The sequence below is a fragment of the Gilliamella sp. Choc4-2 genome, assembly GCF_001690355.1.
Lineage (GTDB): Bacteria > Pseudomonadota > Gammaproteobacteria > Enterobacterales > Orbaceae > Gilliamella > Gilliamella apicola_A.
The window spans coordinates 17,372-41,095 of the sequence record NZ_LZHG01000060.1; the positions used below are offsets into that span (position 1 = coordinate 17,372).

A 23,724-nucleotide genomic window follows, 5' to 3' on the forward strand; every position below is an offset into this window, starting at 1 on the left:
CCAATTAATACTAATTGGATCAGCGCGTTAATTAAAAATTAACCTCGGCTTTCTACCCAGCTATCTGAGTGGATGATGTTGCCATCTTTGTAAGTCCAAGTAATTTTTTCATAACGAAGTTCAACACGCTCTAAGTGATTGTATTGTTCTTTCGTTGGATCTTTGATGTTGTGCATTTCAGGTTTAACAGAAACAACTTTTACGCCATCCATTAAAGTATTGAAATATTCAACTTCTTGACCTGCATCGTTAATTTTGTACCATTTGATCTCAACTGTTTTTAAGTTTTGACCAGTAGTAACAGCTTTGTAAAGGTATGGTGATGAAGCATCAACTTCTTTAACAAATTCAAGTGCTTTATGAACACGAGTACCTGTTAATTTACCTGTATTACCATCTGTTGGGATGTATACTTTGTGATCAAACTCAACCACTTCTACACTACCTTCACGACCTACAACGGTTACAGAACCTTTAATTTCAGCACCGCCATCATCTTTTAAAAACATATAAGCTGGAACAGCCATTGTTTATCTCCTTTTGTTGTTTTTGTTTCAAAAATTAGTTCTCTTTCACCAATATACAATTTGATGTTTGAGGAACTAAGTTTATTTCCACCCTTCGGTTTTTTGCACGATTCTCTGGAGTATCGTTACTTACCAAAGGTTTTTTTGCGCCATACCCTTGTATAGCGAAACAGGTATCAGGAATATCACTGGTTTTTAATATCCAGTCACGCACCGACATCGCTCGATTAAATGATAGTTGACTATTTTTGGCATCATCTCCAATTGAGTCGGTATGTCCTGTAATTATGATTAACCAACCCGTTTCCGGATTAGCATTCATCTGTTTTTTTATTTCAATTAATGCATTGATTAAGAATTTTTCTGAACCAGATTTTAAGCTCGATTGCCCACTTTCAAACAAGGCCATACTATCTAAACGAATTGGTGGAAGTGGATCTACTGTCACAATTTTAGGTTCAACAATGACAATTTCTTTTGGTTTTGCAACATAGTCGCTCATGGTCACATTGAGCGGTTCAGTTAATCGCAAACCTTTATAAAGCCCCAAACCTAAGCGAACTGGTTCACCCTTTGTATAATATTCATTTAGCATTGATTTATCTTCTTGTAAGGCCTCAAGCGCCTGACGTTTTGCATCATAATTATCCATTGGAATCAAGCGATAATGATGAATATCATTTTTTATTCGTTCAATAAGTTTTGCATTATTCCAAAATGATGCCCCTAAGCACCCCATAATAAATAGAGATGTGATAATCACTAAACCACAAATCATCGAGCTAATTGGTGAAAATGGGTAAGCAATAGGCATGAATTTCACTAATGCATCCGGAGGACTTACGTTGTCTTGTATGCTATGAGTATTAGGAAGCGATAATGTAGTCACACTTTCCCACAATTTTTGCATGACATTATTTTTTACTGTCGATTTATTAGTAGGATAAATTGCTACTCCCGATGGTATGCATTTAGCAATCGGTTGTTTGTCATTTACTAAAGTAGCTAATACTGTGCTTTCTAGCCAAGTTTCAGTTTCGTTTAAAAATGGGCGAATTCTTAATCGGCGTTCACGTTCATCAGTTGGGATTTTAATATCATTGACCCAATTATCTATCGGCGATAAATACTGATCAAGTAGATATAACTTTTGATTTAAAGATCGAAACCAATAAACTGGTAATGGGTTATATTCATCGTAGATTAAATCGTTAAGCCCGATATGCGTTGATACATATACCGGTAATTGATATTTTGCAATTCTACAGGTATCGACCCATGATTGGCGGAATGCCTGTAATTTAGCTATGAAAAACCCATGTTTATCTTCCACTTCTGGCGTAATTGCAAGAAATAGCCCTACTCGTCCTAACATGTCTGGCCATTTGGCAATTAATGAGTCATAAACTATAGGTAAATGCGAAAACTCGTCAACATAAATCCAAACGGCTTCTGAAGAAATAACTACATTAGATTCAGCTAAGGATAAATCTTCCGGGAAGAAATCTTTTGCCGCACTGCCTGAAACCAATAAAATTGGTAAACGGTAACGCTGCCTTGCTGGTAATAAGTCAAGCTTCTGAGTTAAAAACTGAATATTGGCTGTTGATGAGGCAAGTACTTTTCTGTAGCGTTGCATCTGCCAAAGAATTCCACCAGCAATAGCAAAAATTAAGCCAGTACCTATAATTTTCCAGCCAATTGCTACTGGTAAAAAAACAAACAATAGCAATAGGCTTAATATAACAGCATAGATAACCTGAATGCGCTTAGGATAATCGCTCATAATGCACCTTTAACCAACTAATTGTTTAACTAAATTATCTAGCTGATTATTAAATACAAAATAAAGGGCAAGAACCGAAATAACTGACAATACAGTGCATGTTAATAACACTGTTTTTCTTCCCTTATATCGGTAAATTTTTGTTTGTTCAATAATTGGGTAAGATTGTTCTGGCTCGTACTCTCGTAAAGCTTCACGTAGTGCTATGATTAGGTGTTCTCGTTCCATTTGAGGTTTATCAAGATAGCATCCCTGAAAACCAAGTCCAAGAACTCTGTCAAAACAAGCTAATACAAGACCTTCTTTTTTATCCGCCTTTAAACGAGCTCGGATTTTTTCAAACAGATCATAACCTGCATTATGTGTGTTGAAAAAAATCACTTGCAGCGGAGAACCCAACCATTCATCATAGTCTTGGTTTTTCGGATTGTCTCGATGACAAAGTAATACAGTCTCATCTAATAAAGCACATAATGCATAACTGATATCGTCAATTACATCTTGGCTGTATTGTGCGTTATATAATTTTTCACGTACGCTTGTAACTTGCTGTTTACAAAGTTCGTATAATTTGTGTCCTGAAGGAATATCCGCTTTTGCTTTAAGTTGGACAACCACTAAGATTGAATCGCGTAATAATTCATCAATAACAATTGGTTTTGGTTCTATACTCATAATTTAATCCTATGTTCGCAAAACTGCGAATAGCTCCAATGAAATATCTTGCATTGCTCGAGGTACATAAAATTCACAACACCTTGTTTCTAACATATTTTTTGCCGCACTATGGGTCAAATCCAATGCAAAATATTGATTATCTAGACGCACAGGTATTGCTGCGGGTACATGGCTTAAGGCTTTAATTGGAATTCCAGATAGTGCTGAGTGGATGATTTGTTTTACATCATCTGGTGCACCGGCTTTACACAAGATTGGGAATCGAGATTGTAACTGATGTCCTGGCATGCTTGATCGAACAGAAAGATAGAAATCTGCATCTTCGACGATGCGTGAATCATTTAATCGTCCTGTCCATAGTGTATCTTTGTCATGAACTAGTTCAATCTTAATTACTCTTGATGGTAAACTTTCTTCAAGCAAATTGCGAATTAATCCAAATAGTGGTGGAAAAACTTCATTAAGCTTGTCATGTTTATAAGTCGGAATACCATCAACACTATTTAATAACGAAAATGTTAATAGTGCCCCTGTAAATGAAGTTAATACTTGATAAAGTCTTTCTGGATGTAAGGATGGATTATCACGTAAGAATTTAAGTTGAGGCTCAAATGTGTTTAATGCATTTAAGAGCCAAAATAACGAAACATCAGCAGTCGCAAATTCAGCTATTTGTTGATTACGCTCATGTCGCATTCCTGTTAGATGTAGGCGTTTTGCTTGCACTTGTACACATAAAAGTTCTAATTCTTTTATAAGTGTTCCACTTTGTGTGTAAAGGTTTACCATTGGGTGAAGATAATCAAGATCAAGGACAAATTTACCGTTAAGATCACGTTTTAAACGAGCTATAGGACACGTTAAATAATCATTGTGATTTTCAAAGTCAAATAAGAATTTCAATGCATAACGTTCAACTGCAATCGTTTCAACATTTTGCCCCAGTAAATCAGGTACTTCTACCCATTCTTGTCGATAACGTAATGGACGTTCAAGTCGCTGGTTATCTTGCAGACAGTTACCGCCATTGGATTGCAATAATGGAATAGCAATTAATACAGTTACTTCCTCAAGCTCAATAGGAATATCAGTATTTAATACTCTAGCTTCAGGTAATTTATCAGCGATATCAGTATTAACTACTACTCCATCAGGAAATCGAACACTTATTGACTCAGCTTGTAACCGATCAACTGTCAACGCATTTGTATCAATGGTTAAATGCTCAATTCCCCATGGGTTAGCAACCGACATAGCTGCTAACTTTTGTGAAGTAAATTGTTGCCACAAGCCTTGCTGTTGAAACTGCTGAGGCGTCAAAAAGACGCCTTCATTCCACAAAGGACGAAAAATTTTCATGTATCCTAAATACTCCTAGTTATTAGATATTAATCAAATCAGACTAAAATTTATGATTTAGCCTTAGGCATTTGTGACACCATTGATAAGTTAATATCCATCCCTTCCACTTGGAAATGAGGTACTAGGAATGTTTTAACACGGAAGAAACCTGGATTATCTTCAATATCTTCAACAATAACTTTCGCCTCTCTTAATGGATGTGCTGCTTGGACTTCATCACTTGGGTCAGTCATTTCAGTGACAAGGTTGCCAATCCATTTGTTTAGCTCAAGTTCTAACATTCGACGATCTTTTGTTGCACCAATATTTTCTCGTTGGATTACTTTTAAGTAATGTGCGATACGTGATAATAAGAAAATATATGGTAAACGAGAATTTATACGGCTATTTGATGACGCTTCTTTCGTGTCGTAAACAGCAGGTTTTTGAGCTGAGTTAGCAGAGAAGAAACAAGCATAATCTCTATTTTTATAGAATGAAAGTGGGATAAATCCTAAATTAGCAAATTCAAACTCACGTGTTTCAGGAATAAGTACCTCTGTTGGGATTTTGACTTGATTACCTGTTCCTAAATCGTAAAGGTGGATTGGTAGATCTTCAACAAGCCCACCAGCTTGTGGTCCACGAATTTGAACACACCAACCATTACGAACAAAACTTTGTGCCATGTTAGCTGCAAAAGCATAAGAAGCATTAGCCCATAAGTAACGGTTGTGCTCTACACCTTTAACATCTTCAATATAGTTAAAATTACGTACAGGAACAGTATCTGGACCATAAGGTAAGCGAGCAAGCACTCTTGGAAAAGTTAATCCAACATAACGGGCGTCATCTGTTTCTCGGAAACTATTCCATTTAGTATATTCAGCACGATCAAAATAGTTACCTATATCTTTAATTGCAGCAACTTCTTCCATTGTTTCTTTACCAAAGAATTTTGGACCAACCGAACTTACAAACGGCATGTGCGCTGCAGCAGCAACTTTTGATACGTTTCTTAATAAAGAAATATCTTGAGGGCTACGATCAAATTCGTAATTCGAGATAGTTACTCCAATAGGCTCTCCACCTGGTGTGTCGTATTCCTGAGTATAAGTATGCCGATAAAAACCTGATTGGCTAATTTCTGGTGCATCTTCGAAGTCTTGACGCAGTTCTTCTTTTGATACATCCAATAATTCAATTTTAACATTACGGCGGAAATCAGTGCGATCAACTAAGAATTTCAATCCACGCCAAGTGGATTCAATTTCTTGGAATGTTTCATTATGCATGATTTCATCAAGCTGACGACTTATTTTTTGATCTATTTGACTAATATGGTAGTCTAATAAGTGTTTATCTAATTTTTCAACTTTATTTGATGAACCTTGTATTAATTGAAGCAAAATATTAATTGCCATGGTAACACGTTCATCTTGTGAAGATTCGAATAATACTTCGTTATCTTCATATCTATCAATTCCGCCCGCTTTTTTAATTGGGTTTAAATTTATTTTATCAAATAAAGATTGGTAAACACTGCTATTTTCTTCAACAACCGTTTTAGTAGCATTGTTTGTTTGATTTTGCACGTTCATTAATTTCTTCTCTTGCTTTTATCAAAACTTTATATTTTGTTTTGAAAATAATTACATTAATTTATTAAAAAAATATTTATTTATCACTTTCCGCTACGATTGATTCCAATTCTGCACGGAGTTCATCTGATAGTTGTTCGTCTTTAACGATTTTTTCTAATTCATAACGAAATGTAGCGTTATCTAATAAATTAGATTTTAAATCTCTTAATAAATTACGCATCGCAAGCAATGAACGTAGTTCTGGAACTTTTTTGGCAACTTGCTCGGGTGAAAAATCATTCATTGACTCAAACGCCAAATTCACAACAATTTCGCTACCATCATCCGCAATTTTGTTTGGAACAGTAATATTGGCTTCAGGTTTAAAATCATTTAATACAGCATCAAAATTATTTTTATTAATCGATACTTTTTGTTTATCTGAAAGTGATCGCTTGTCTTTACCTCGACCATAATCACCTACAGATAAAATTTTGAGAGGTAATTCAACTTTTTTTGTGGCTCCACCTGTGTGTAAATCAAGATTGATACTGACTCGAGCAGAAGGAACTTCGTTTTGATAACTACTAGACATAATTTCTCCTTTAATTTCCTTTTCCTTTAAAATAATGTTTAATTAGCAGGCTTAAGTGGAGAGTAAATTACACGATTTACGGATAAATTACAATCTCATCCTGCAATTTAAATGTATTTAATTTTTATAAAAACTCTTAAAAACTATCGCTAATCAAGTAATATTAAGGGTTTTTAAAATTTTTATATCATGAAATATTTGATTAATTTTTAAACTGGTTTATTGCAAATAATCTTCTGATTGGTGCAATTTTGTCCTTATTGAGTTAGAATTAACAAATAATTTTCATTTTTCTATAGTACCAGCTCTTATAAGCTTTATGTTTTCTAATTAACTATTATTTTAATAGATAGGAATTATCTGCTATCTATTTTATTTTTTTATAAAATATTCTAATAACTTTGACTTCTTTATTTAATGATAATAATTCTCATTATTATTTTAATAAACTTTTGTATTATCATATAATGCAATAACGTTGTTATAAGATTGCATATGAAACAAGGAGTAGCTAATGAAGCTTATTTTTTTTAAAAGCCGAAAACCGGTATTAAAAGCCATATTGACCTCTTTAATTCTTTTGACTGCTCTTTTAGATTCTGCTTTAGCAATCGATAAAAAATTTAAAGTTGTTACAACCTTTACTATCATTCAAGATATCGCGCAGAATGTTGCTGGCAATGCTGCTACAGTCGAATCTATTACAAAAATAGGGGCTGAAATTCATGAGTACGATCCTACTCCTCAAGATATTACTAAAATGCTTTCCGCTGATTTAGTCTTGTGGAATGGGCTTAATTTAGAATTACGGTTTAAACGCTTTTTTGAAGATATTCAAGATGTACCTTCTGTTGTGGTAACTGAAGGTATTGAACCAATATCTATTCAAGAAGGCACTTATAAAGGTAATCCTAATCCACATGCTTGGATGTCGCCAACACTCGCTTTAATTTATATTGAAAATATCCGTGCAGCTTTGGTTAAATATGATCCTAAAAATGCCGGAGTTTATAATAAAAATGCCAGTGATTACATCGCAAAGATTAAAGCACTTGATACCCCTTTGCGAGAACGTTTAGCAAAAATTCCAGAAACTAAGCGCTGGTTAGTGACCAGTGAAGGGGCTTTTAGTTATTTAACACGAGATTACAATTTGAAAGAAGCTTACCTATGGCCGATTAATGCCGAGCAACAAGGTACACCGAAGCAAGTTAAAAATCTAATTGATTTGGTTAGAGCTAATAATATACCTGTCGTTTTTAGTGAAAGCACAATTTCGGATAAACCAGCAAAACAGGTCAGTAAAGAAACTGGAGCAAACTATGGAGGGGTATTATATGTCGATTCATTATCAACTAAAGATGGTCCTGTCCCAACTTATATAGATCTATTGAAAGTTACCGTTGAAACAATTGCTAAAGGATTTGAAAAATAATGAATCGAATTTGCCTAAATGTTAATGATATAACCGTGACATATAATAATGGTCACACAGCAATACATGATGCAAGTTTCACTCTCAATGGAGGAACGATTTGTGCATTAGTTGGCGTAAATGGTAGTGGTAAATCAACATTGTTTAAGAGCATTATGGGCATGATACGACCAACTAGAGGAAAAGTGACTTTAAATGATATGTCTGTCAAAGAAGCACTAAAACAAAATGTTATAGCTTATGTTCCTCAAACAGAGGAAGTCGACTGGGACTTTCCTGTTTTAGTGTCTGATGTCGTCATGATGGGGCGGTACGGTCATATGTCTTTTTTTCGTATTCCAAGTAAAGAAGATAAGAAGCAGGTAGATATTGCTCTTGAGCGTGTCAATATGTTGGATTTTAAATATCGCCAAATTGGAGAACTTTCCGGTGGACAAAAAAAACGTGTTTTTTTAGCTAGAGCTTTAGCTCAGCAAAGTAAAGTTTTATTATTAGATGAACCTTTTACCGGTGTTGATGTAAAAACAGAGAATGCCATAATAGATTTGTTAAAAGATCTTCGAAAAGATGCTCACCTTATTTTAGTTTCGACCCATAATTTGGGTAGTGTCCCTGAATTTTGCGATCAAGTGGTGTTAATTAATCAAACAGTTCTGGCCTTTGGTCCAACTAAAACAACTTTTACACCGCAAAATTTAATGACCACTTTTGGTGGTGCACTACGTTATCTTAGCTTGTCAGGAGAGAAATTGCATGATGATGAAGATCCTCGTAAAGTATCCATCTTAACCGACGATGAACGTGCTGCAATTTTTTATGGAGAAGGGAAAGATGATTCGCCTCATCGAGATTTGTTGGTTGACCATGTCAAAAACGAACCAAAAGGGCAATTATAAATGGAACTTTTATTTGAACCATTCACCTATAATTTTATGCTCAAAGCGATTTGGGTAAGTAGTATTGTTGGCGCTACTTGTGCTTTTTTATCTGCCTTTTTAATGTTAAAGGGTTGGTCACTAATGGGAGATGCACTGTCACATTCTGTTGTACCTGGCGTGGCGGGAGCTTATGCTCTAGGCTTACCCTACTCTGTTGGTGCCTTTTTTACTGGCTCACTGGCTGCTCTGTCAATTACAATAATACGTACAATGACTCGTTTAAAAGAAGATGCCATTATTGGTTTTATTTTTTCAACTTTTTTTGCTACCGGTTTATTGATTATTTCACTTAACCCAACTTCCGTTAATGTGCAAACCATTATTTTTGGTAATATTTTAGGTATTGACGATAGTGATATGTGGCAAGTGCAAATCATTATTTTGATTTCGTTGATATTACTACTGCTGTTTTGGAAAGATCTTTTAGTGGTGTTTTTCGATGAAACTCACGCACGCTCAATTGGCTTAAAGCCATTGATGTTTAAAATCCTTTTTTTTACTATTTTAAGTGCTTGTACCGTTGCTGCATTACAGACCGTTGGTGCTATTTTGGTTATTGCCATGGTTGTAACTCCAGGTGCAACAGCTTATTTATTAACAAGTCGATTTTCTAGACTATTGGTTATTTCGGTGATTATTGGTGCTACGACTAGCGCTATCGGCGCTTGGTTAAGTTACTTTCTAAATGGTGAAACAGGTGGTGTGATTGTTACATTACAAACACTAATTTTTATTGTGGTATTTTTGTTCGCACCGAAACAGGGGTTGATTTCAAACAAACTAAAAATCAGGCAAAGCAGATTAAATAAGAGAGCGAATTTATGACAGATTTATGGGAATATATTTATTATCCTTTCACGCTACCTTTTATTCAACGAGCCATATTAGCAGCATTAACAACTAGTATCGTTTGTGCACTTCTTTCTTGCTTTTTAGTATTAAAGGGTTGGTCATTAATGGGGGATGCGATTTCTCACGCAGTGTTGCCTGGCATTGTGATAGCTTATTTAATTGGTATTCCTATTATTTTGGGGGCATTTGCATCAGGCTTATTCTGTTCGGCCGCAACAGGCTATATCAAGGATAACTGTCGAATTAAAGAAGATACTGTAATGGGGATTGTTTTTTCGGGAATGTTCGCTTTTGGGTTAGTACTATTTTCGAAAGTCGATACTTCACTGCATTTAAATCATATCTTATTTGGTAGCGTGTTGGGTACTAGTTACGCTGAATTGAAACAAATTATTTTAATTGCAACTATAGTGTCGTTATTGGTAATTATTAAACGTCGTGATCTTATGCTTTATTGCTTCGATTCTATTCAAGCCAAAGTAGTAGGCCTACGAGTTAAATTATTGCATTATGGGTTACTAAGTGTTATAGCATTAACTATTGTTAGTTCTTTAAAAACAGCAGGAGTTATTTTAGTTATTGCAATGCTTATTGCGCCAGGCATAACAGCATTTTCATTAACTCGGCGTTTTGAAAGAATGTTACTTGTTGCGGTAATTGTTTCGGTATTTTCTTCGGTGATTGGTACGTTAATTAGTTTTTATTTTGATGCCTCAACCAGCGCTTGTATTGTCATATTACAGGCTGCTATTTTTTTGTTTGTGCAAATTTATCAATTTATTATTAGGAAAATGATACACCGTTAATCTCAATTGTTTGAAATGCAACATGCGTGTAAATCTTTTCAACGCGCATGTTACCCTAACTTTTATCCTGTAAATTGGAATAAAATTATTCATCATCCATATATTTACTGGCATCGGCATAGTTATCAAACCGTGAGAATTGCCCTTGGAATTTTAAACGAACCTTACCGATAGGACCGTTTCGTTGTTTACCTAATATAATTTCGGCAATGCCTTTATGTTCAGACGCTTCATTATAAACTTCATCACGGTAGATAAACATAATCACATCGGCATCTTGTTCGATAGAACCTGACTCACGTAAATCCGAGTTTACAGGTCTTTTGTCGGCACGCTGTTCTAAACTACGATTGAGTTGTGATAATGCAACAACCGGAATTTGCAGCTCTTTTGCTAAAGCTTTAAGTGACCGAGAAATTTCAGCAATTTCTAAGTTTCGGTTTTCTGACATATTCGGCACGCGCATAAGCTGTAAATAATCAACCATGATCATACTTAATCCTTTATGCTCGCGATAAATGCGTCTTGCCCGTGAGCGCAGCTCCATTGGCGTTAAACCAGAAGAATCATCAATATAGATGTTTTTCTTTTCGAGCAATAATCCCATAGTACTTGAAATTCTTGCCCAATCATCGTCTTGAAGTTGTCCAGTTCGAATGCGTGTTTGATCAACTCTAGATAATGAGGCAAGCATACGCATCATTATCTGTTCTGAAGGCATTTCTAGACTAAATATTAATACCGGCTTTTCCTGTTCTAGCGCAGCATTTTCACACAAATTCATAGCAAAGGTGGTTTTCCCCATTGAAGGTCTTGCGGCAATAATAATTAAGTCTGAACGCTGTAATCCTGCGGTTTTTTTATCCAAATCAATATATCCAGTAGAAACCCCCGTTACGCCATCGTGTGGGCGTTGGAATAGCTCTTCAATTTTAGCTACTGTTGACTCTAATACTTCGGTGATACTTTTTGGTCCTTCACCCTGTTTAGTTCGGCTTTCAGCAATTTGAAAAATTTTACTTTCTGCCAGATCCAATATTTCACTGCTATCACGCCCTTCTGTAGCATAACAGTTGTCAGCAATTTCGTTTGAAGCGCTAATTAGTTCACGCAAAATTGCTTGTTGACGGATGATATCACCATATGCCACCACATTAATTGCACTTGGTGTATTTTTAGAAAGCTCAGCTAAATAAGCAAACCCGCCAACATCACTTAGTAAATCTTTACTTTCTAAGCTTTCTGATAAGGTAATTAAATCAATTGGCGTACCTTTGCTAACTAACGTATGCATTTCTGAAAAAATTAGTTGATGATGACGCGAATAAAAATCACGTTCTGTTATCATTTCGGAAACCGCATCCCAACGTTGATTATCAAGCATTAGGCTTCCTAGCACAGCTTGCTCTGCCTCAATTGAATGTGGAGGCATTTTGATATTATGCAACTTTGAGCTTTTCGACTCTTCATTTCTTGAGTTTCTACTTGAACTTGTTTCGCCAGTATTCATACATTCATCTTTTTAATTCATCTTTAAGCAATGTGCTTATGTTAAAAATAATGGTCCTAATACAAGATTAGGGATTTGATACTCTTTTGGATATTCTACTTGAACTAAATACAACCCTTCTGGTTTAGCTGTCGCCGCGGCTTGAGTTCTATTCCTTACTTGTAAAAGCTCAGCAATCCATTCAGGCGGTTTATTACCAGTGCCAACTTCAAGCAAACTTCCCACAATATTACGTACCATGTGGTGTACAAAGGCATTCGCTTTGATATCAACAATAATATATTCACCCTGCCTTATCACTTCAATATGATGTATATTACGCCAAGGAGTTCGTGATTGACATTGTGCAGCTCTAAACGATGAAAAATCATTTTCACCTAATAGATATTGTGCTGCTTGGTGCATTAATATTTCATTTAAAGGCAAATAATAATGCGATACCCCTTTAGCTAAAATGGCTGGACGATAACGATGATTATAGATCACATATCGATAACGACGAGCTGTCGCACTAAACCTCGCATGAAAACTATCATCAACTATTTGTGACCAACGCACCGCAATATTATCAGGTAAATGAGAATTCACTCCCATTGTCCAAGCACTCGGTGAACGTGTTGATTGGGTTTCAAAATGGATAACTTGCCCTGTTGCATGCACGCCAGCATCGGTTCGACCAGCACAAAATACGTTTATTGTTGAATTAGCAATTATCGATAGTGCGGATTCTAACCTTTCTTGAACAGAATCAACAGATTGTTGTCGCTGCCAGCCAAAGTAATCGCTGCCATCATATTCAATGCCAAGAGCAATCTTATAGGTAGTCATGAATGAGAATCTCTAGTGTCTCAATTAACATTAATGCACCTAAATAACGAATATTATCAGCAACTGACCAAAATTGAATTTGTTCATAATGACCGTAACTGTGTCTCAAATTAGCCAATTTAATAGTTAGCTGACCTTCAGACTCTATACTAACTTCGGTCACTGGAGTTGGCAGATTATCGCTTTGCACTTCAACCCCAAACTCGCTAAAACGTGTCATATCTAACTCAATCGGTAAGCTACTTGATACATTAATAGCTTGTGACACCCCATAAAACACAGGCACAATCACTGATTCAATAGAGACAGGAAGTTCATAATTACTTAATATTTTACGAATTTGATTAACTTGTGACTTTTCACCTAATATTGAATCATCATGTTCGTGCGATACGGGTAATAAGTTAAATGCTAATTGCTTGTCAAATAACTGATTATCAACTGGCATGCCATTTAATAAGCGAGCGCTCTGCCCAGCCAATTCATCAACACCTTGCTTACCATACAATGAGGCAGGAATAAAACTGGTGGCATGCAAATTGGTTAATAACTCAATATCAGTTAACGACGCAACACAACGCAACAATTGGCACACAGTGGCACTAGCTACCGCTATAATGTTTTCATTACGGTATTCAGTTAATACGCTATTATTAACTTTAGGTACTACTAATGGTATATGCTCTTGCTGAGCAAAATAGCCACTAGAATCAATCACTACACAGCCTGATTCTGCCGCAATTTGTGCATATTTTTCACTTGTTTCAGAACTAGCAACAAAAAAGGCAAAATGGCACTGACTCCAGTCCATTTGTGCACTATCAGTAACAGTTAAATTTTTACCAGCAAAGCGAACAACTTCACCAGCACTATTGTCACTGCCGACCAAATAGAGATTTTCAATTTTTAGATTATTGTCTTGTAAACTACGTTTTTGTAGCAATTCAACTAGCGCAGAACCTACTTGTCCTGTCGCCCCAACAACAGCAATATTCCATACAGACATATTTAGAACCTAAATAAAAAAATTTAATGGTGATTATATCACTATATTGTCAAAGATAGCGTAAAAAAGCTGTTTCACTATTTTGGAATATAGATCGATAAAATGAATTTTGGTCAATTACAAATTATGTAATCGTCGTTAAAGTAATAAGCCAAATTAATTGAACTATTTTTGTCATCATGGTAAAAACAACGTTATCCACTATTGCTAAAAAAGCTAATTTATCAATTGCTTCTGTTTCAAGAGTATTAAATACACCCAATTTAACTTCACCACAGACTCAATCAAAAGTTTATCAAGCTATACAAGAGCTACATGTTGATACTTTCAATAATTTTAAACCATATCAAGCTGGACCTGAAACTAAGAAAATTTTAATTATTGATAATCAGCTTTTTTCGAAAAGTTTAATTAACTTAGGTTTAGAACAAGCTTTGAAAAAAGAAGAATATATCTTTTTTTATTTACGTTTTCCTTATTCTGATAACCATGATATTCATTATTTAATTCGATATGTGACCCAAAATATCTTTGACGGTATTGTGATAATTAATGACGCCCCTTATTTAGAAATACTCAGATATTATAAAAACACATTACCTCCTATAATTTTAGTTAATCATTATTCAATTGATTTTACGTGTATTTATTTTGATCACCTAATGATTGCTTATCAGTTAACTCAATATCTAGTTTGTAATTCACATTCAAAGATCGCTGTTTTATTAAATGATCATGATAAAATTAGTTCAAGTTTGTTTTTAGAAGGCTATAAACAAGCTTTGTTGCGAGCAAACATCATTGTTGATCCTAACTACATCATTGAAAATTGTTTTAGCTTTGATCATGGTCGAACTGTAACTAAAAGATTATTTAAGAGTAACAAACCGCCTTCTGCCATTATTTGCGCTGATAATATCAGTTTAAATTACTTAGATGAAAACTATTATAATCAACAAAATTTTTATTCTTCTTATAGCGCAGTGTTGGGCGTTTTGCATCAAGCAAATGAAATCCTATCTAATACAGACAATCTATTGACTTTAACTTATATTAGCCATTCAAAAGATCGACATTATAATGAATTAGATAAATTGAGCAGAATCTATAAGCCTTTATATAAAATGGGGCAAAAAGCAGCAATATTAATTAATGAGATAATTCAAAAAAACGATCCATTAATAAAAAACAATTATCTTATTGAAGCTGAACCAATTTTCTATTAAATAGAATATAGCTAATAGAAAATAATGCTCGCTCCAATAATTATTACTATATTTTAAACTTAAATTTGTTTAAACCACCGTTGAAACTAGGCGTTTAGGTGATAATTGGTCACCCACTAGTATACCTGCACCAATAAACTGATCCCCTTGATATATTCTGACTAGGGTTTCAGTTGGCATGGTATTTTCAAGCGTTATAGTTCGTCCTAATAAAATATTTTTACCTTGTTGTTCGGTAAGTATAACTTTAGAGTATTCATTTAATGGGCTATCACAAGGTAATAATACTTTATCCCGTTCAAGCATCACTTGTAATGCATTTAAAGTGATCATATTTTCTATTGGATAATTAGAAACTTGCAAACGTCTTAAATAAATCACATGTGCACCACAACCCAGCAACTCGCCTAAATCATCAATAATAGTTCGAATGTAGGTTCCTTTAGAGCAGTGTATTTCTAACGTTAATTCACTATTATTGACGTTAAAATCAATAAATCGATTTTCGTAAATGGTAATAGGTCTTGCTTCACGTTCAATAACAATACCTTGGCGAGCATATTCGTAAAGTGGTTTTCCTTGATATTTTAGTGCCGAAAACATGGTTGGCACTTGTAAAATATCACCGCAAAAATGTGTTAAAGCTTGTCTGATTTGTGATTCAGTCACTTTAACAGGTTTGGTACATATAATTTGCCCATCGGCATCAGATGTATCGGTTCGTTCACCAAGTTTGGCAATCACACGGTAACGTTTATCCGAATCCAATAAATACTGCGAGAATTTGGTCGCCTCGCCAAAACAGATAGGGAGCATCCCTGTAGCTAATGGATCAAGTGCGCCTGTGTGCCCTACTTTTTTAGCATTAAATAACCATTTCACTTTTTGCAATGCATCGTTGGATGTCATGCCTTGCGGTTTGTCTAGTAACAAAACGCCGTTAATGTCACGGCGAATTTTTTTTATATTCATCATCTTTTTATACTGAAAAACATAGCGTTCTGAAGCTTTTTGACAAAATCAGGGCTATTTTTAATCTTAATCTTTATGACGTTCGTTATCTTGTTTGATAACATCTGCTACCAAATTAGACATTTGCATACCTTTAATTAGCGATTCATCATAAAAGAATTTGATTTCGGGAATGATTCGTAAACGCATCGCTTTACCAATTAAAGTTCGAATATAACCTTTAGCATCATTAAGTACTGCTAAACCTTGTTCAATCACCTGTGGATCATCATCATTTAAAAAAGTGACAAACACTTTGGCATACGAAAGATCGCGCGAGATATCAACACCCGAAACTGTGACCATACCGAGCCGAGGATCTTTAATTTCACGTTGTAAGATAATTGCAATTTCTTTTTGCAATTCATGTCCAACTCTAGATGAACGATTAAATGCTTTTGCCATATCTATGTTCCTTAAAATATGAATAAGCAAGGGTTAAACCTTGCTTATAAACTTATTACATGAAATTCGTAATGGCTAAATTGTACGTTTGATTTCGATAGTTTCAAATACTTCAATTGCATCCCCAACACGAACATCATTGTAGTTACGCACACCAATACCACACTCCATACCGTTACGAACTTCGTTAACATCATCTTTAAAGCGACGTAATGATTCAAGTTCGCCTTCATAGATAACCACATTATCACGTAGAACACGAATTGGGTTATGACGTTTAACCACACCTTCAGTAACCATACAACCAGCAATTGCGCCAAATTTAGGTGATTTAAAGACATCACGTACTTCAGCAAGACCAATTATTTCTTGTTTGTATTCTGGTGCCAGCATACCACTCATTGCTTGTTTAACTTCATCAATTAAGTCATAAATAACAGAATAATAACGAAGATCAAGGTTCTCTGTTTCAACTACTTTGCGGGCCGAAGCATCAGCACGTACGTTAAAACCTAAAATAATGGCATTTGATGCTGCCGCAAGCGATGCATCAGTTTCGGTAATGCCGCCTACTCCTGAACCAATAATTTTAACCTTAACTTCATCAGTTGACAGTTTAAATAATGAGTCAGAAATCGCTTCAACTGAACCTTGAACATCTGCTTTTAAGACAATATTAAGTTCAGAAACGTCACCTTCTGTCATATTAGTAAACATGTTTTCAAGTTTCGCTTTTTGTTGACGAGCTAGTTTTACATCACGGAATTTACCTTGGCGATAAAGGGCAACTTCGCGTGCTTTCTTCTCATCACGCACAACGGTGGCTTCGTCACCTGCTGATGGCACACCAGACAAACCGAGGATTTCAACCGGTATTGATGGTCCCGCTTCTGTCACTTCTTTTCCAAGTTCATTACGCATTGCCCGAATTCGCCCATATTCAAATCCACAAAGAACGATGTCACCTTTACGTAACGTACCTGATTGCACTAACACTGTCGCAACTGAGCCACGTCCTTTATCAAGGAATGATTCAATAACCACACCACTTGCCATTCCAGTTTCGTATGCGGTAAGTTCAAGCACTTCTGCTTGTAATAAAATTGCTTCAAGTAGTTGATCAATACCCGTTCCCGATTTTGCTGAAACATGAACAAACTGCGTATCGCCCCCCCAATCTTCTGACATCACGCCATATTGAGCAAGTTCGCCTTTAACGCGCTCTGGATCTGCTTCTGGTTTGTCAATTTTATTTACCGCAACTACCATCGGCACATTTGCCGCTTTAGCATGTTGAATCGCTTCAATGGTTTGTGGCATCACACCATCATCAGCGGCGACAACAAGGACTACAATGTCCGTTGCTTTAGCACCACGAGCACGCATTGAGGTAAATGCCGCATGCCCCGGAGTATCTAAAAAGGTAATTTCACCACTTGCCGTTTTAACATGATAAGCACCAATGTGCTGAGTAATACCGCCTGCTTCGCCTGAAGCTACTTTTGCTTTACGAATATAGTCAAGCAATGAGGTTTTACCATGGTCTACGTGCCCCATAATAGTAACTACAGGCGCACGAGAGGCTTTTTCAGCCCCAGTATCACGATCACTCATCAGTGATTCTTCTAGTTCATTTTCACGACGAAGTACCACTTTATGCCCCATTTCTTCGGCAACAAGTTGTGCTGTTTCCTGATCGATAACTTGGTTGATCGTTGCCATCGCCCCCATCTTCATCATGGTTTTGATTACTTCTGATCCTTTTACAGCCATTTTATTTGCTAATTCGGCAACAGTAATAGTTTCGCCAATAACAACATCACGGTTAACTGCTTGAGCTGGTTTGTTAAAGCCCTGCTGCAACGCACTTTTTCCTTTCTTTTTATGATTACCACGGGTTGCCGCACGCGCTTCTTCCCGTTCTGCTTTTCCTTCAGATAGCTTACTGTTTTTTTTCTGTTTGGTTTGTTTGGCATTGCGACCTCGACCGCGCGCACCTTCAACTTCACGATCAGTATCATCTTCTGCAGCTCTGGCATATTTCGATGTTGTAACATGATAATCATCATCATCATTGTTATTATCGATTTCAACTGCATCACTGTATTTTTCAGCTAATTTACGCGCCTCTTCGGCCATACGTTTAGCCTCTTCTTCAAGTTTACGACGATTTTCTTCTTCGGCTTTACGTTTAATTTCATTAGCTTCTGCTTCTAAGCGTGCTTTCTCTTCTTGCGCTTTTTTCACTTTTGGATCTGTCTTTTGCTCCTGAACCGCTTTAACGGCTTGTTTAGCTTTATCTTCTTGGGCTCTTTTTTTTGCCTCATCTTCACGCTTTTTGGCTTCCTGAGCGGCTAATTTCTCTTTTTCTTCTGCCTCTTGGCGTGCTTTCAATTCAGCTTCTTGTTTCGCTTTTTGTTCAGCTTCTAAACGTGCTTTTTCAAGTTCAGCAGGATCTTGTTTAACAATAGTCCGTTTTTTTCGGACTTCAACTTTAATCTCTTTACTTTTGCCACCCCCGCTTGACACATTCAATGTTGAGTGCGTTTTGCGTTGTAATGTTAATTTTGTCGGGCCTTGCTGAGGATTTAAATGCGCAAGCAAAGCTTCTTTCTCCTTTTGAGTAACAGTATCAGATGCGGTTTTCTTAATACCAGCATCGGCAAACTGTTGCAAAAGTGTTTGCACTGGAGTGTTGATTTCTTGAGCCAGTGTTTCTATTGATACTTTGGTCATGTATTGCTTTCCCTCAATTATTCATTTGCAAACCAACAAATATTACGTGCAGCCATAATAAAATCGCCAGCTTGTTTACTTGTTAAACTGTCTATCCCCACTAGATCATCAGTACCTTGTTCAGCTAAATCTTCCAAAGTAATTACATCATGTTGTGCTAATTGATAGGCTAACTCTTGTGTCATTCCTGGTAGATTTAATAAATCTTGGGCTGGTCGTTTATCGCCACTATTTGCTAATGCTATTGTTGTTAACGCATCTTTAGCTCGATTTCTTAACGCTTCAACCAAATCTTCATCAAGATCTTCAATTTCAAGCAACTCATCAACAGGCACATAAGCAAGCTCTTCTAAAGAAGTAAAGCCTTCTTCAACCAATAACTTTGCTAATTCCTCATCAATATCAAGATGCTTCATTAGATTATTGATTGCAGCAAAAGACTCTGCATGATGTTTTTCTTGCAAGTCTTCGGTGCTCATAACATTTAAAGTCCAACCTGTAAGCTGAGATGCTAAACGGATATTTTGTCCATTTCTACCAATCGCTTGCGGTAAGGTTTCAGCATTAACCGCTACATCCATGGTATGTTTGTCTTCATCAACAACAATGGAAACAACATCTGCTGGCGCCATGGCATTAATAACGTATTGTGCTGGGTTATCGTCCCATAAAACTATATCGATGCGCTCGCCACCAAACTCATTGGATACGGCTTGAACACGTGCACCACGCATTCCCACACAAGCACCAACGGGATCAATACGGCGGTCATTACTGCTTACCGCAATTTTAGCACGCGAACCAGGATCGCGAGCTACTCCCTTAATGTCAATCGTCTCTTCGCCAATTTCAGGCACTTCAATACGAAATAGCTCTTCCATCATTTCAGGGTTTGAACGACTGAGGCAAAGTTGCGCAGGTTTATTATCTTGTTCAATAAGATATAAAATGCCTCGAACACGATCACCGATGCGAAAGTTTTCACGTGGTAACATATCATGGCGTGACATCATTGCATCAGCATTATTGCCTAAATCAAGAATCACACTATCACGATTCGTTTTTTTGACGATTCCTGTCACAATATCGCCGAGACGATTTCTAAACATGTCAATCACCATGGCACGCTCCGCTTCGCGGACTTTTTGCACGATCACTTGTTTTGCGGTTTGCGTAGTAATACGATCAAAGGCAACAGATTCAATTTGTTCTTGAACATAATCACCAATTTTTACGTTTGAATCTTCGTATTGTGCAGCATCTATTGTCATTTCTTTGGTTGGTTGGGTTACTTCATTAACAACTAACCAACGTCGGAACGTATCGTAATCACCTGTTTTATGGTCTATTTTTACGATAACGTCAATATCAACAGCGTGTTTCTTTTTAGTGGCCGTTGCTAATGCCGTTTCTAGTGCTTCGAAAATTTTGTCGCGCGTAAGCGCTTTTTCGTTTGATACAGCTTCAACAACAGCTAAAATTTCTTTATTCATCCTTTTACATCCGTACTCTATTTAAGGTTAAAATTAGGTACAATATTTGCTTTTTGTAAATTACTAAAAGCAAACACTTCATCATTATCATCGACAGTTAATGTAACCATTTCACCGTCGATAGACTTAATTCGTCCTTTCCATTTGCGACGGTTAGCAACAGGAATACGTAGACTCACTGTGACTTCTTCGCCGATAAAACGCTGGTAATGTTCAAGCGTAAATAACGGCCTGTCCATTCCTGGCGATGAAACTTCAAGATTGTAAGCATCTTTGATAGGGTCTTCAACATCAAGAACTGCACTGATTTGTCGGCTAACATCAGCACAATCATCAACCGTTATACCATTTTCACTATCGATATAGACTCGTAGTATAGGGTAACGACCACGACTATATTCAACCCCGACTAATTCAAAACCAAGTGCATTAACTGGTTCTTGGATAATGCCGGTTAATTGTTGTTCTATATTAGCCAAACAAACCTCCACTGCAGAAAATAAAAAAGGGCATAAAGCCCAACATTTTTTAAACTTACGTTTAAATGATAACACGAAAAAAAACCTCGACATGCGAGGCTTACATTTAAATACTAACTATAATGAAGCCACTTGTTTCGAACTTTCATAAATAAAAAAGGGTAGATTGGTTTATGAATGAAAATTTAAGTGGTTGCGGGGGCTGGATTTGAACCAACGACCTTCGGGTTATGAGCCCGACGAGCTACCAAGCTGCTCCACCCCGCGATAGATGAATGAGAATTATACGGCATTTTAAATAAAATGCAACCGCAAATCACACTGGTTTTATAAGTAAACTTAAAGTTATTTAAAATATGTTACACATCAATTTTAATATACATACCACTTAACTTAAGCATAACTGTTTAACTCATATTGGCACAATAATTTCATTTTCAAGTCTATTATTGTGCCCACTATTTAGTACTATAAAGTAATATAAATTACTTGCTAGTTGCCTGTTTCATTGATTGAACAAATTTGGCTAATTGGCTAAGCATTTGTTCGGGATTGTCGAAGTTTTTCTCAATAATTTTTACTGTTGCCGATCCGCTAATTGCCCCAACTGCACCGGATTTAATCGCTTCGCTAACTTGAGTTGGTTCTGAAATACCAAACCCTTGTAACGCAGGTGGAGCGCCAAACTCAATTAATTTCTTTATCAGATGGGTAAGCGGTTTGTTAGCTCGATTTTCAGCACCAGTAACACCTGCTCGTGATACCAAATAAGTATAACCTTTACCTTGCTTAGCAATACTTTGAATGACTTTATCATCAGCATTAGGTGGGCAAATAAAAATTGGTGCTATATTGTATTTTTTTGCGGCCACTGTAAATTCTTGTGCATATTGAGCTGGCAAATCAGCAATCAATACTGAATCAACTCCCGCTTTGGCACACTTGGCATAAAATTCGTCGATACCATTTTTGAAAACTAAATTAGCATAAATAAGTAATCCTATTGGAATATTGGTGTATTGTGCTCTGACATTGGTTAAAATTTCAAAACACTTTTCAACTGTTATTCCTGCTTTAAATGCCCGAATATTGGCATTTTGAATAGTTGGACCATCGGCCATCGGATCTGAAAATGGGATCCCAAGCTCTAGTGCATCAGCGCCAGATTCAATTAAAGTTTGAATGATTTTAAATGACAGTTCTGGCGTTGGGTCACCGACTGGAACAAAAGGAACAAAAGCGCCTCGTTTTTCGGCTGTTAATGTTGCAAACAGTTTTTGATAACGGCTCATTCGATTTCTCCTTTTGCTTTTAAAATATCATAAACGGTAAAGATATCTTTATCGCCACGCCCTGACAGGTTAACTATTAGTAGCTGTTCTTTAGTTGGATTTTCTTTTATCATTTTCATAGCATAAGCTAATGCATGCGATGATTCTAACGCAGGAATAATACCTTCATGTCGTGATAACGCTTTAAATGCATCAAGCGCTTCATCATCAGTAATTGACACATAATCAGCTCGACCAATACTATCTAAATACGCATGCTGTGGACCAACTGATGGAAAATCTAACCCTGCCGATATTGAATAAGATTCTTCAATTTGTCCTTCTTCCGTTTGCATCATCGGCGATTTCATACCGAAATAGATGCCAAGCTTACCATGTTTTAGCGAAGCTCCATGTTTGCCACTTTCAATCCCATGACCTCCTGGCTCTACACCAATTAATTTGACGGATTTATCATCAATAAAATTAGCAAACATACCAATTGCGTTTGAACCACCACCAACACATGCAATTACTGCATCAGGCAAACGTCCTTCTTTTTCAAGGATTTGTTGTTTAGCTTCACGGCTGATCATCTGTTGAAATTCACGTACAATTGTTGGAAAAGGATGCGGACCAGCTGCAGTACCTAACATATAATGCGCTTTCTCATAACTGCCAGACCAATCGCGTAATGCCTCGTTACACGCATCTTTTAATGTTGCTGAACCAGTTTCAACTGGGATGACTGTTGCGCCCATCAGTCGCATTCTAAATACGTTAGGTGCTTGGCGTTTAACATCTTTGGCGCCCATGTAAATTCGGCATTTTAAGCCAAGTAGTGCGCAGGCTAAAGCTGAAGCAACTCCATGTTGCCCTGCACCTGTTTCGGCTATAATTTCAGTTTTACCCATTCTTTTAGCAAGCAATGCTTGTCCTAAAACTTGGTTAGTTTTGTGCGCACCACCATGCACTAAATCTTCTCGTTTTAAGTAAAGCTTGGTTTTGGTGCCTGCCGTTAGATTTTTACATAAAGTTAATGCTGTTGGTCTACCAGCATAGTTAACTAATAAGTCGTTAAACTCTTTCTGAAAGTTTGGATCGTTGACTGCAGAGATAAAAGCATCTTCAAGTTGTTCAAGCACTGGCATTAATATTTGAGGAACATATTGCCCACCAAATTCGCCAAAGTAAGGATTTAACTTAGACATAACTATT

The 23,724-nt window shown here is 36.4% G+C and carries 21 protein-coding genes and 1 tRNA gene; 5 read left to right on the forward strand and 17 right to left on the reverse strand.

Annotation, left to right across the window (positions count from 1 at the left end; translation table 11 throughout):
- Positions 1-38 precede the first annotated feature (38 nt).
- The 6 genes from A9G34_RS07760 to tssB all read right to left on the reverse strand — a co-directional run bounded on the left by A9G34_RS07760 (position 39) and on the right by tssB (position 6,510).
- Positions 39-527 (reverse strand): Hcp family type VI secretion system effector, encoded by a 489-nt coding sequence (locus tag A9G34_RS07760; RefSeq protein WP_065569380.1) that lies wholly within the window; start codon positions 525-527, stop codon positions 39-41.
- Between the two features lie 34 nt (positions 528-561).
- Entirely contained in the window at positions 562-2,313 is a 1,752-nt protein-coding gene (locus A9G34_RS07765; protein WP_065569381.1) for an OmpA family protein, read from the reverse strand.
- Positions 2,314-2,322: 9 nt separating this feature from the next.
- Positions 2,323-2,988 carry a type VI secretion system protein TssL, short form gene (tssL, locus tag A9G34_RS07770; RefSeq protein ID WP_051825031.1) on the reverse strand — a complete coding sequence of 222 codons (666 nt, stop codon included), beginning with the start codon at positions 2,986-2,988 and terminating at the stop codon, positions 2,323-2,325.
- Positions 2,989-2,997: 9 nt separating this feature from the next.
- Positions 2,998-4,350, reverse strand: coding sequence for a type VI secretion system baseplate subunit TssK (gene tssK, locus A9G34_RS07775; protein WP_034943669.1), 1,353 nt, complete (start codon positions 4,348-4,350; stop codon positions 2,998-3,000).
- A gap of 50 nt (positions 4,351-4,400) precedes the next feature.
- Positions 4,401-5,933, reverse strand: a complete 1,533-nt coding sequence (gene tssC / locus A9G34_RS07780) for a type VI secretion system contractile sheath large subunit (protein ID WP_065569382.1) — start codon at positions 5,931-5,933, stop codon at positions 4,401-4,403.
- 76 nt (positions 5,934-6,009) lie between these two features.
- Positions 6,010-6,510: a type VI secretion system contractile sheath small subunit gene (gene tssB, locus A9G34_RS07785; protein ID WP_034943675.1), complete on the reverse strand. Its 501-nt coding sequence runs from the start codon at positions 6,508-6,510 to the stop codon at positions 6,010-6,012.
- Between the two features lie 514 nt (positions 6,511-7,024).
- On the opposite strand from tssB, the gene A9G34_RS07790 reads away from it, so the two are divergent.
- Genes A9G34_RS07790 through A9G34_RS07805 form a run of 4 tightly spaced genes read left to right on the forward strand, consistent with a single transcriptional unit; the run spans position 7,025 to position 10,541 of the window.
- Positions 7,025-7,945: a metal ABC transporter substrate-binding protein gene (locus A9G34_RS07790; protein WP_034943678.1), complete on the forward strand. Its 921-nt coding sequence runs from the start codon at positions 7,025-7,027 to the stop codon at positions 7,943-7,945.
- On the forward strand, positions 7,945-8,841 hold the full coding sequence (locus tag A9G34_RS07795; RefSeq protein ID WP_065569383.1) for a manganese/iron ABC transporter ATP-binding protein: 897 nt from the start codon (positions 7,945-7,947) through the stop codon (positions 8,839-8,841). The genes A9G34_RS07790 and A9G34_RS07795 overlap by 1 nt, the downstream gene beginning before the upstream one ends.
- Positions 8,842-9,708, forward strand: coding sequence for a metal ABC transporter permease (locus tag A9G34_RS07800; RefSeq protein WP_034943684.1), 867 nt, complete (start codon positions 8,842-8,844; stop codon positions 9,706-9,708). It abuts the gene before it with no gap.
- On the forward strand, positions 9,705-10,541 hold the full coding sequence (locus A9G34_RS07805; RefSeq protein ID WP_034943686.1) for a metal ABC transporter permease: 837 nt from the start codon (positions 9,705-9,707) through the stop codon (positions 10,539-10,541). Before A9G34_RS07800 ends, A9G34_RS07805 begins: the two co-directional genes overlap by 4 nt.
- A gap of 85 nt (positions 10,542-10,626) precedes the next feature.
- Here the strand turns inward: A9G34_RS07805 and dnaB are convergent, their stop codons facing one another.
- From dnaB to A9G34_RS07820, 3 genes are read right to left on the reverse strand one after another with little or no spacing between them, the layout of a single operon-like run.
- Positions 10,627-12,051 carry a replicative DNA helicase gene (gene dnaB, locus A9G34_RS07810; protein WP_034943689.1) on the reverse strand — a complete coding sequence of 475 codons (1,425 nt, stop codon included), beginning with the start codon at positions 12,049-12,051 and terminating at the stop codon, positions 10,627-10,629.
- Positions 12,052-12,087: 36 nt separating this feature from the next.
- A complete protein-coding gene (gene truA, locus A9G34_RS07815; protein WP_034943691.1) occupies positions 12,088-12,879 on the reverse strand; it encodes a tRNA pseudouridine(38-40) synthase TruA in 792 nt (263 codons plus the stop codon).
- Complete coding sequence (locus tag A9G34_RS07820) at positions 12,866-13,885, reverse strand: aspartate-semialdehyde dehydrogenase (protein ID WP_034943694.1); 1,020 nt, start codon at positions 13,883-13,885, stop codon at positions 12,866-12,868. Before A9G34_RS07820 ends, truA begins: the two co-directional genes overlap by 14 nt.
- 179 nt (positions 13,886-14,064) lie before the next feature.
- On the opposite strand from A9G34_RS07820, the gene A9G34_RS07825 reads away from it, so the two are divergent.
- Entirely contained in the window at positions 14,065-15,111 is a 1,047-nt protein-coding gene (locus tag A9G34_RS07825; protein ID WP_065569384.1) for a LacI family DNA-binding transcriptional regulator, read from the forward strand.
- Between the two features lie 69 nt (positions 15,112-15,180).
- Here the strand turns inward: A9G34_RS07825 and truB are convergent, their stop codons facing one another.
- From truB to trpB, 8 genes are all read right to left on the reverse strand, one after another.
- Positions 15,181-16,086 (reverse strand): tRNA pseudouridine(55) synthase TruB, encoded by a 906-nt coding sequence (truB, locus tag A9G34_RS07830; RefSeq protein WP_065569385.1) that lies wholly within the window; start codon positions 16,084-16,086, stop codon positions 15,181-15,183.
- A gap of 63 nt (positions 16,087-16,149) precedes the next feature.
- Positions 16,150-16,527 carry a 30S ribosome-binding factor RbfA gene (gene rbfA, locus A9G34_RS07835; protein ID WP_034943701.1) on the reverse strand — a complete coding sequence of 126 codons (378 nt, stop codon included), beginning with the start codon at positions 16,525-16,527 and terminating at the stop codon, positions 16,150-16,152.
- Positions 16,528-16,602: 75 nt separating this feature from the next.
- Positions 16,603-19,263 (reverse strand): translation initiation factor IF-2, encoded by a 2,661-nt coding sequence (gene infB / locus A9G34_RS07840; protein WP_065569386.1) that lies wholly within the window; start codon positions 19,261-19,263, stop codon positions 16,603-16,605.
- 17 nt (positions 19,264-19,280) lie between these two features.
- Complete coding sequence (nusA, locus tag A9G34_RS07845) at positions 19,281-20,756, reverse strand: transcription termination factor NusA (RefSeq protein ID WP_065569387.1); 1,476 nt, start codon at positions 20,754-20,756, stop codon at positions 19,281-19,283.
- A gap of 17 nt (positions 20,757-20,773) precedes the next feature.
- Complete coding sequence (gene rimP, locus A9G34_RS07850; protein ID WP_065569470.1) at positions 20,774-21,235, reverse strand: ribosome maturation factor RimP; 462 nt, start codon at positions 21,233-21,235, stop codon at positions 20,774-20,776.
- Positions 21,236-21,425: 190 nt separating this feature from the next.
- Positions 21,426-21,502 (reverse strand) — tRNA-Met (locus tag A9G34_RS07855).
- 218 nt (positions 21,503-21,720) lie between these two features.
- Positions 21,721-22,527, reverse strand: coding sequence for a tryptophan synthase subunit alpha (gene trpA / locus A9G34_RS07860; RefSeq protein WP_065569388.1), 807 nt, complete (start codon positions 22,525-22,527; stop codon positions 21,721-21,723).
- Positions 22,524-23,717 (reverse strand): tryptophan synthase subunit beta, encoded by a 1,194-nt coding sequence (gene trpB / locus A9G34_RS07865; RefSeq protein WP_034943712.1) that lies wholly within the window; start codon positions 23,715-23,717, stop codon positions 22,524-22,526. Before trpB ends, trpA begins: the two co-directional genes overlap by 4 nt.
- Positions 23,718-23,724 lie beyond the last annotated feature (7 nt).

Excerpts from the sequence above, each read along its gene's own strand:
- A9G34_RS07800 (WP_034943684.1), top strand. The coding sequence starts at position 8,842 with ATGGAACTTTTATTTGAACCATTCACCTATAATTTTATGCTCAAAGCG.
- tssC (WP_065569382.1), bottom strand. The coding sequence starts at position 5,933 with ATGAACGTGCAAAATCAAACAAACAATGCTACTAAAACGGTTGTTGAA.
- infB (WP_065569386.1), bottom strand. The coding sequence starts at position 19,263 with ATGACCAAAGTATCAATAGAAACACTGGCTCAAGAAATCAACACTCCA.
- A9G34_RS07760 (WP_065569380.1), bottom strand. The coding sequence starts at position 527 with ATGGCTGTTCCAGCTTATATGTTTTTAAAAGATGATGGCGGTGCTGAA.
- dnaB (WP_034943689.1), bottom strand. The coding sequence starts at position 12,051 with ATGAATACTGGCGAAACAAGTTCAAGTAGAAACTCAAGAAATGAAGAG.
- A9G34_RS07805 (WP_034943686.1), top strand. The coding sequence starts at position 9,705 with ATGACAGATTTATGGGAATATATTTATTATCCTTTCACGCTACCTTTT.
- rbfA (WP_034943701.1), bottom strand. The coding sequence starts at position 16,527 with ATGGCAAAAGCATTTAATCGTTCATCTAGAGTTGGACATGAATTGCAA.
- A9G34_RS07825 (WP_065569384.1), top strand. The coding sequence starts at position 14,065 with ATGGTAAAAACAACGTTATCCACTATTGCTAAAAAAGCTAATTTATCA.
- A9G34_RS07795 (WP_065569383.1), top strand. The coding sequence starts at position 7,945 with ATGAATCGAATTTGCCTAAATGTTAATGATATAACCGTGACATATAAT.
- A9G34_RS07790 (WP_034943678.1), top strand. The coding sequence starts at position 7,025 with ATGAAGCTTATTTTTTTTAAAAGCCGAAAACCGGTATTAAAAGCCATA.
- A9G34_RS07820 (WP_034943694.1), bottom strand. The coding sequence starts at position 13,885 with ATGTCTGTATGGAATATTGCTGTTGTTGGGGCGACAGGACAAGTAGGT.
- truA (WP_034943691.1), bottom strand. The coding sequence starts at position 12,879 with ATGACTACCTATAAGATTGCTCTTGGCATTGAATATGATGGCAGCGAT.
- tssL (WP_051825031.1), bottom strand. The coding sequence starts at position 2,988 with ATGAGTATAGAACCAAAACCAATTGTTATTGATGAATTATTACGCGAT.
- trpA (WP_065569388.1), bottom strand. The coding sequence starts at position 22,527 with ATGAGCCGTTATCAAAAACTGTTTGCAACATTAACAGCCGAAAAACGA.
- tssK (WP_034943669.1), bottom strand. The coding sequence starts at position 4,350 with ATGAAAATTTTTCGTCCTTTGTGGAATGAAGGCGTCTTTTTGACGCCT.
- trpB (WP_034943712.1), bottom strand. The coding sequence starts at position 23,717 with ATGTCTAAGTTAAATCCTTACTTTGGCGAATTTGGTGGGCAATATGTT.
- nusA (WP_065569387.1), bottom strand. The coding sequence starts at position 20,756 with ATGAATAAAGAAATTTTAGCTGTTGTTGAAGCTGTATCAAACGAAAAA.
- tssB (WP_034943675.1), bottom strand. The coding sequence starts at position 6,510 with ATGTCTAGTAGTTATCAAAACGAAGTTCCTTCTGCTCGAGTCAGTATC.
- A9G34_RS07765 (WP_065569381.1), bottom strand. The coding sequence starts at position 2,313 with ATGAGCGATTATCCTAAGCGCATTCAGGTTATCTATGCTGTTATATTA.
- truB (WP_065569385.1), bottom strand. The coding sequence starts at position 16,086 with ATGATGAATATAAAAAAAATTCGCCGTGACATTAACGGCGTTTTGTTA.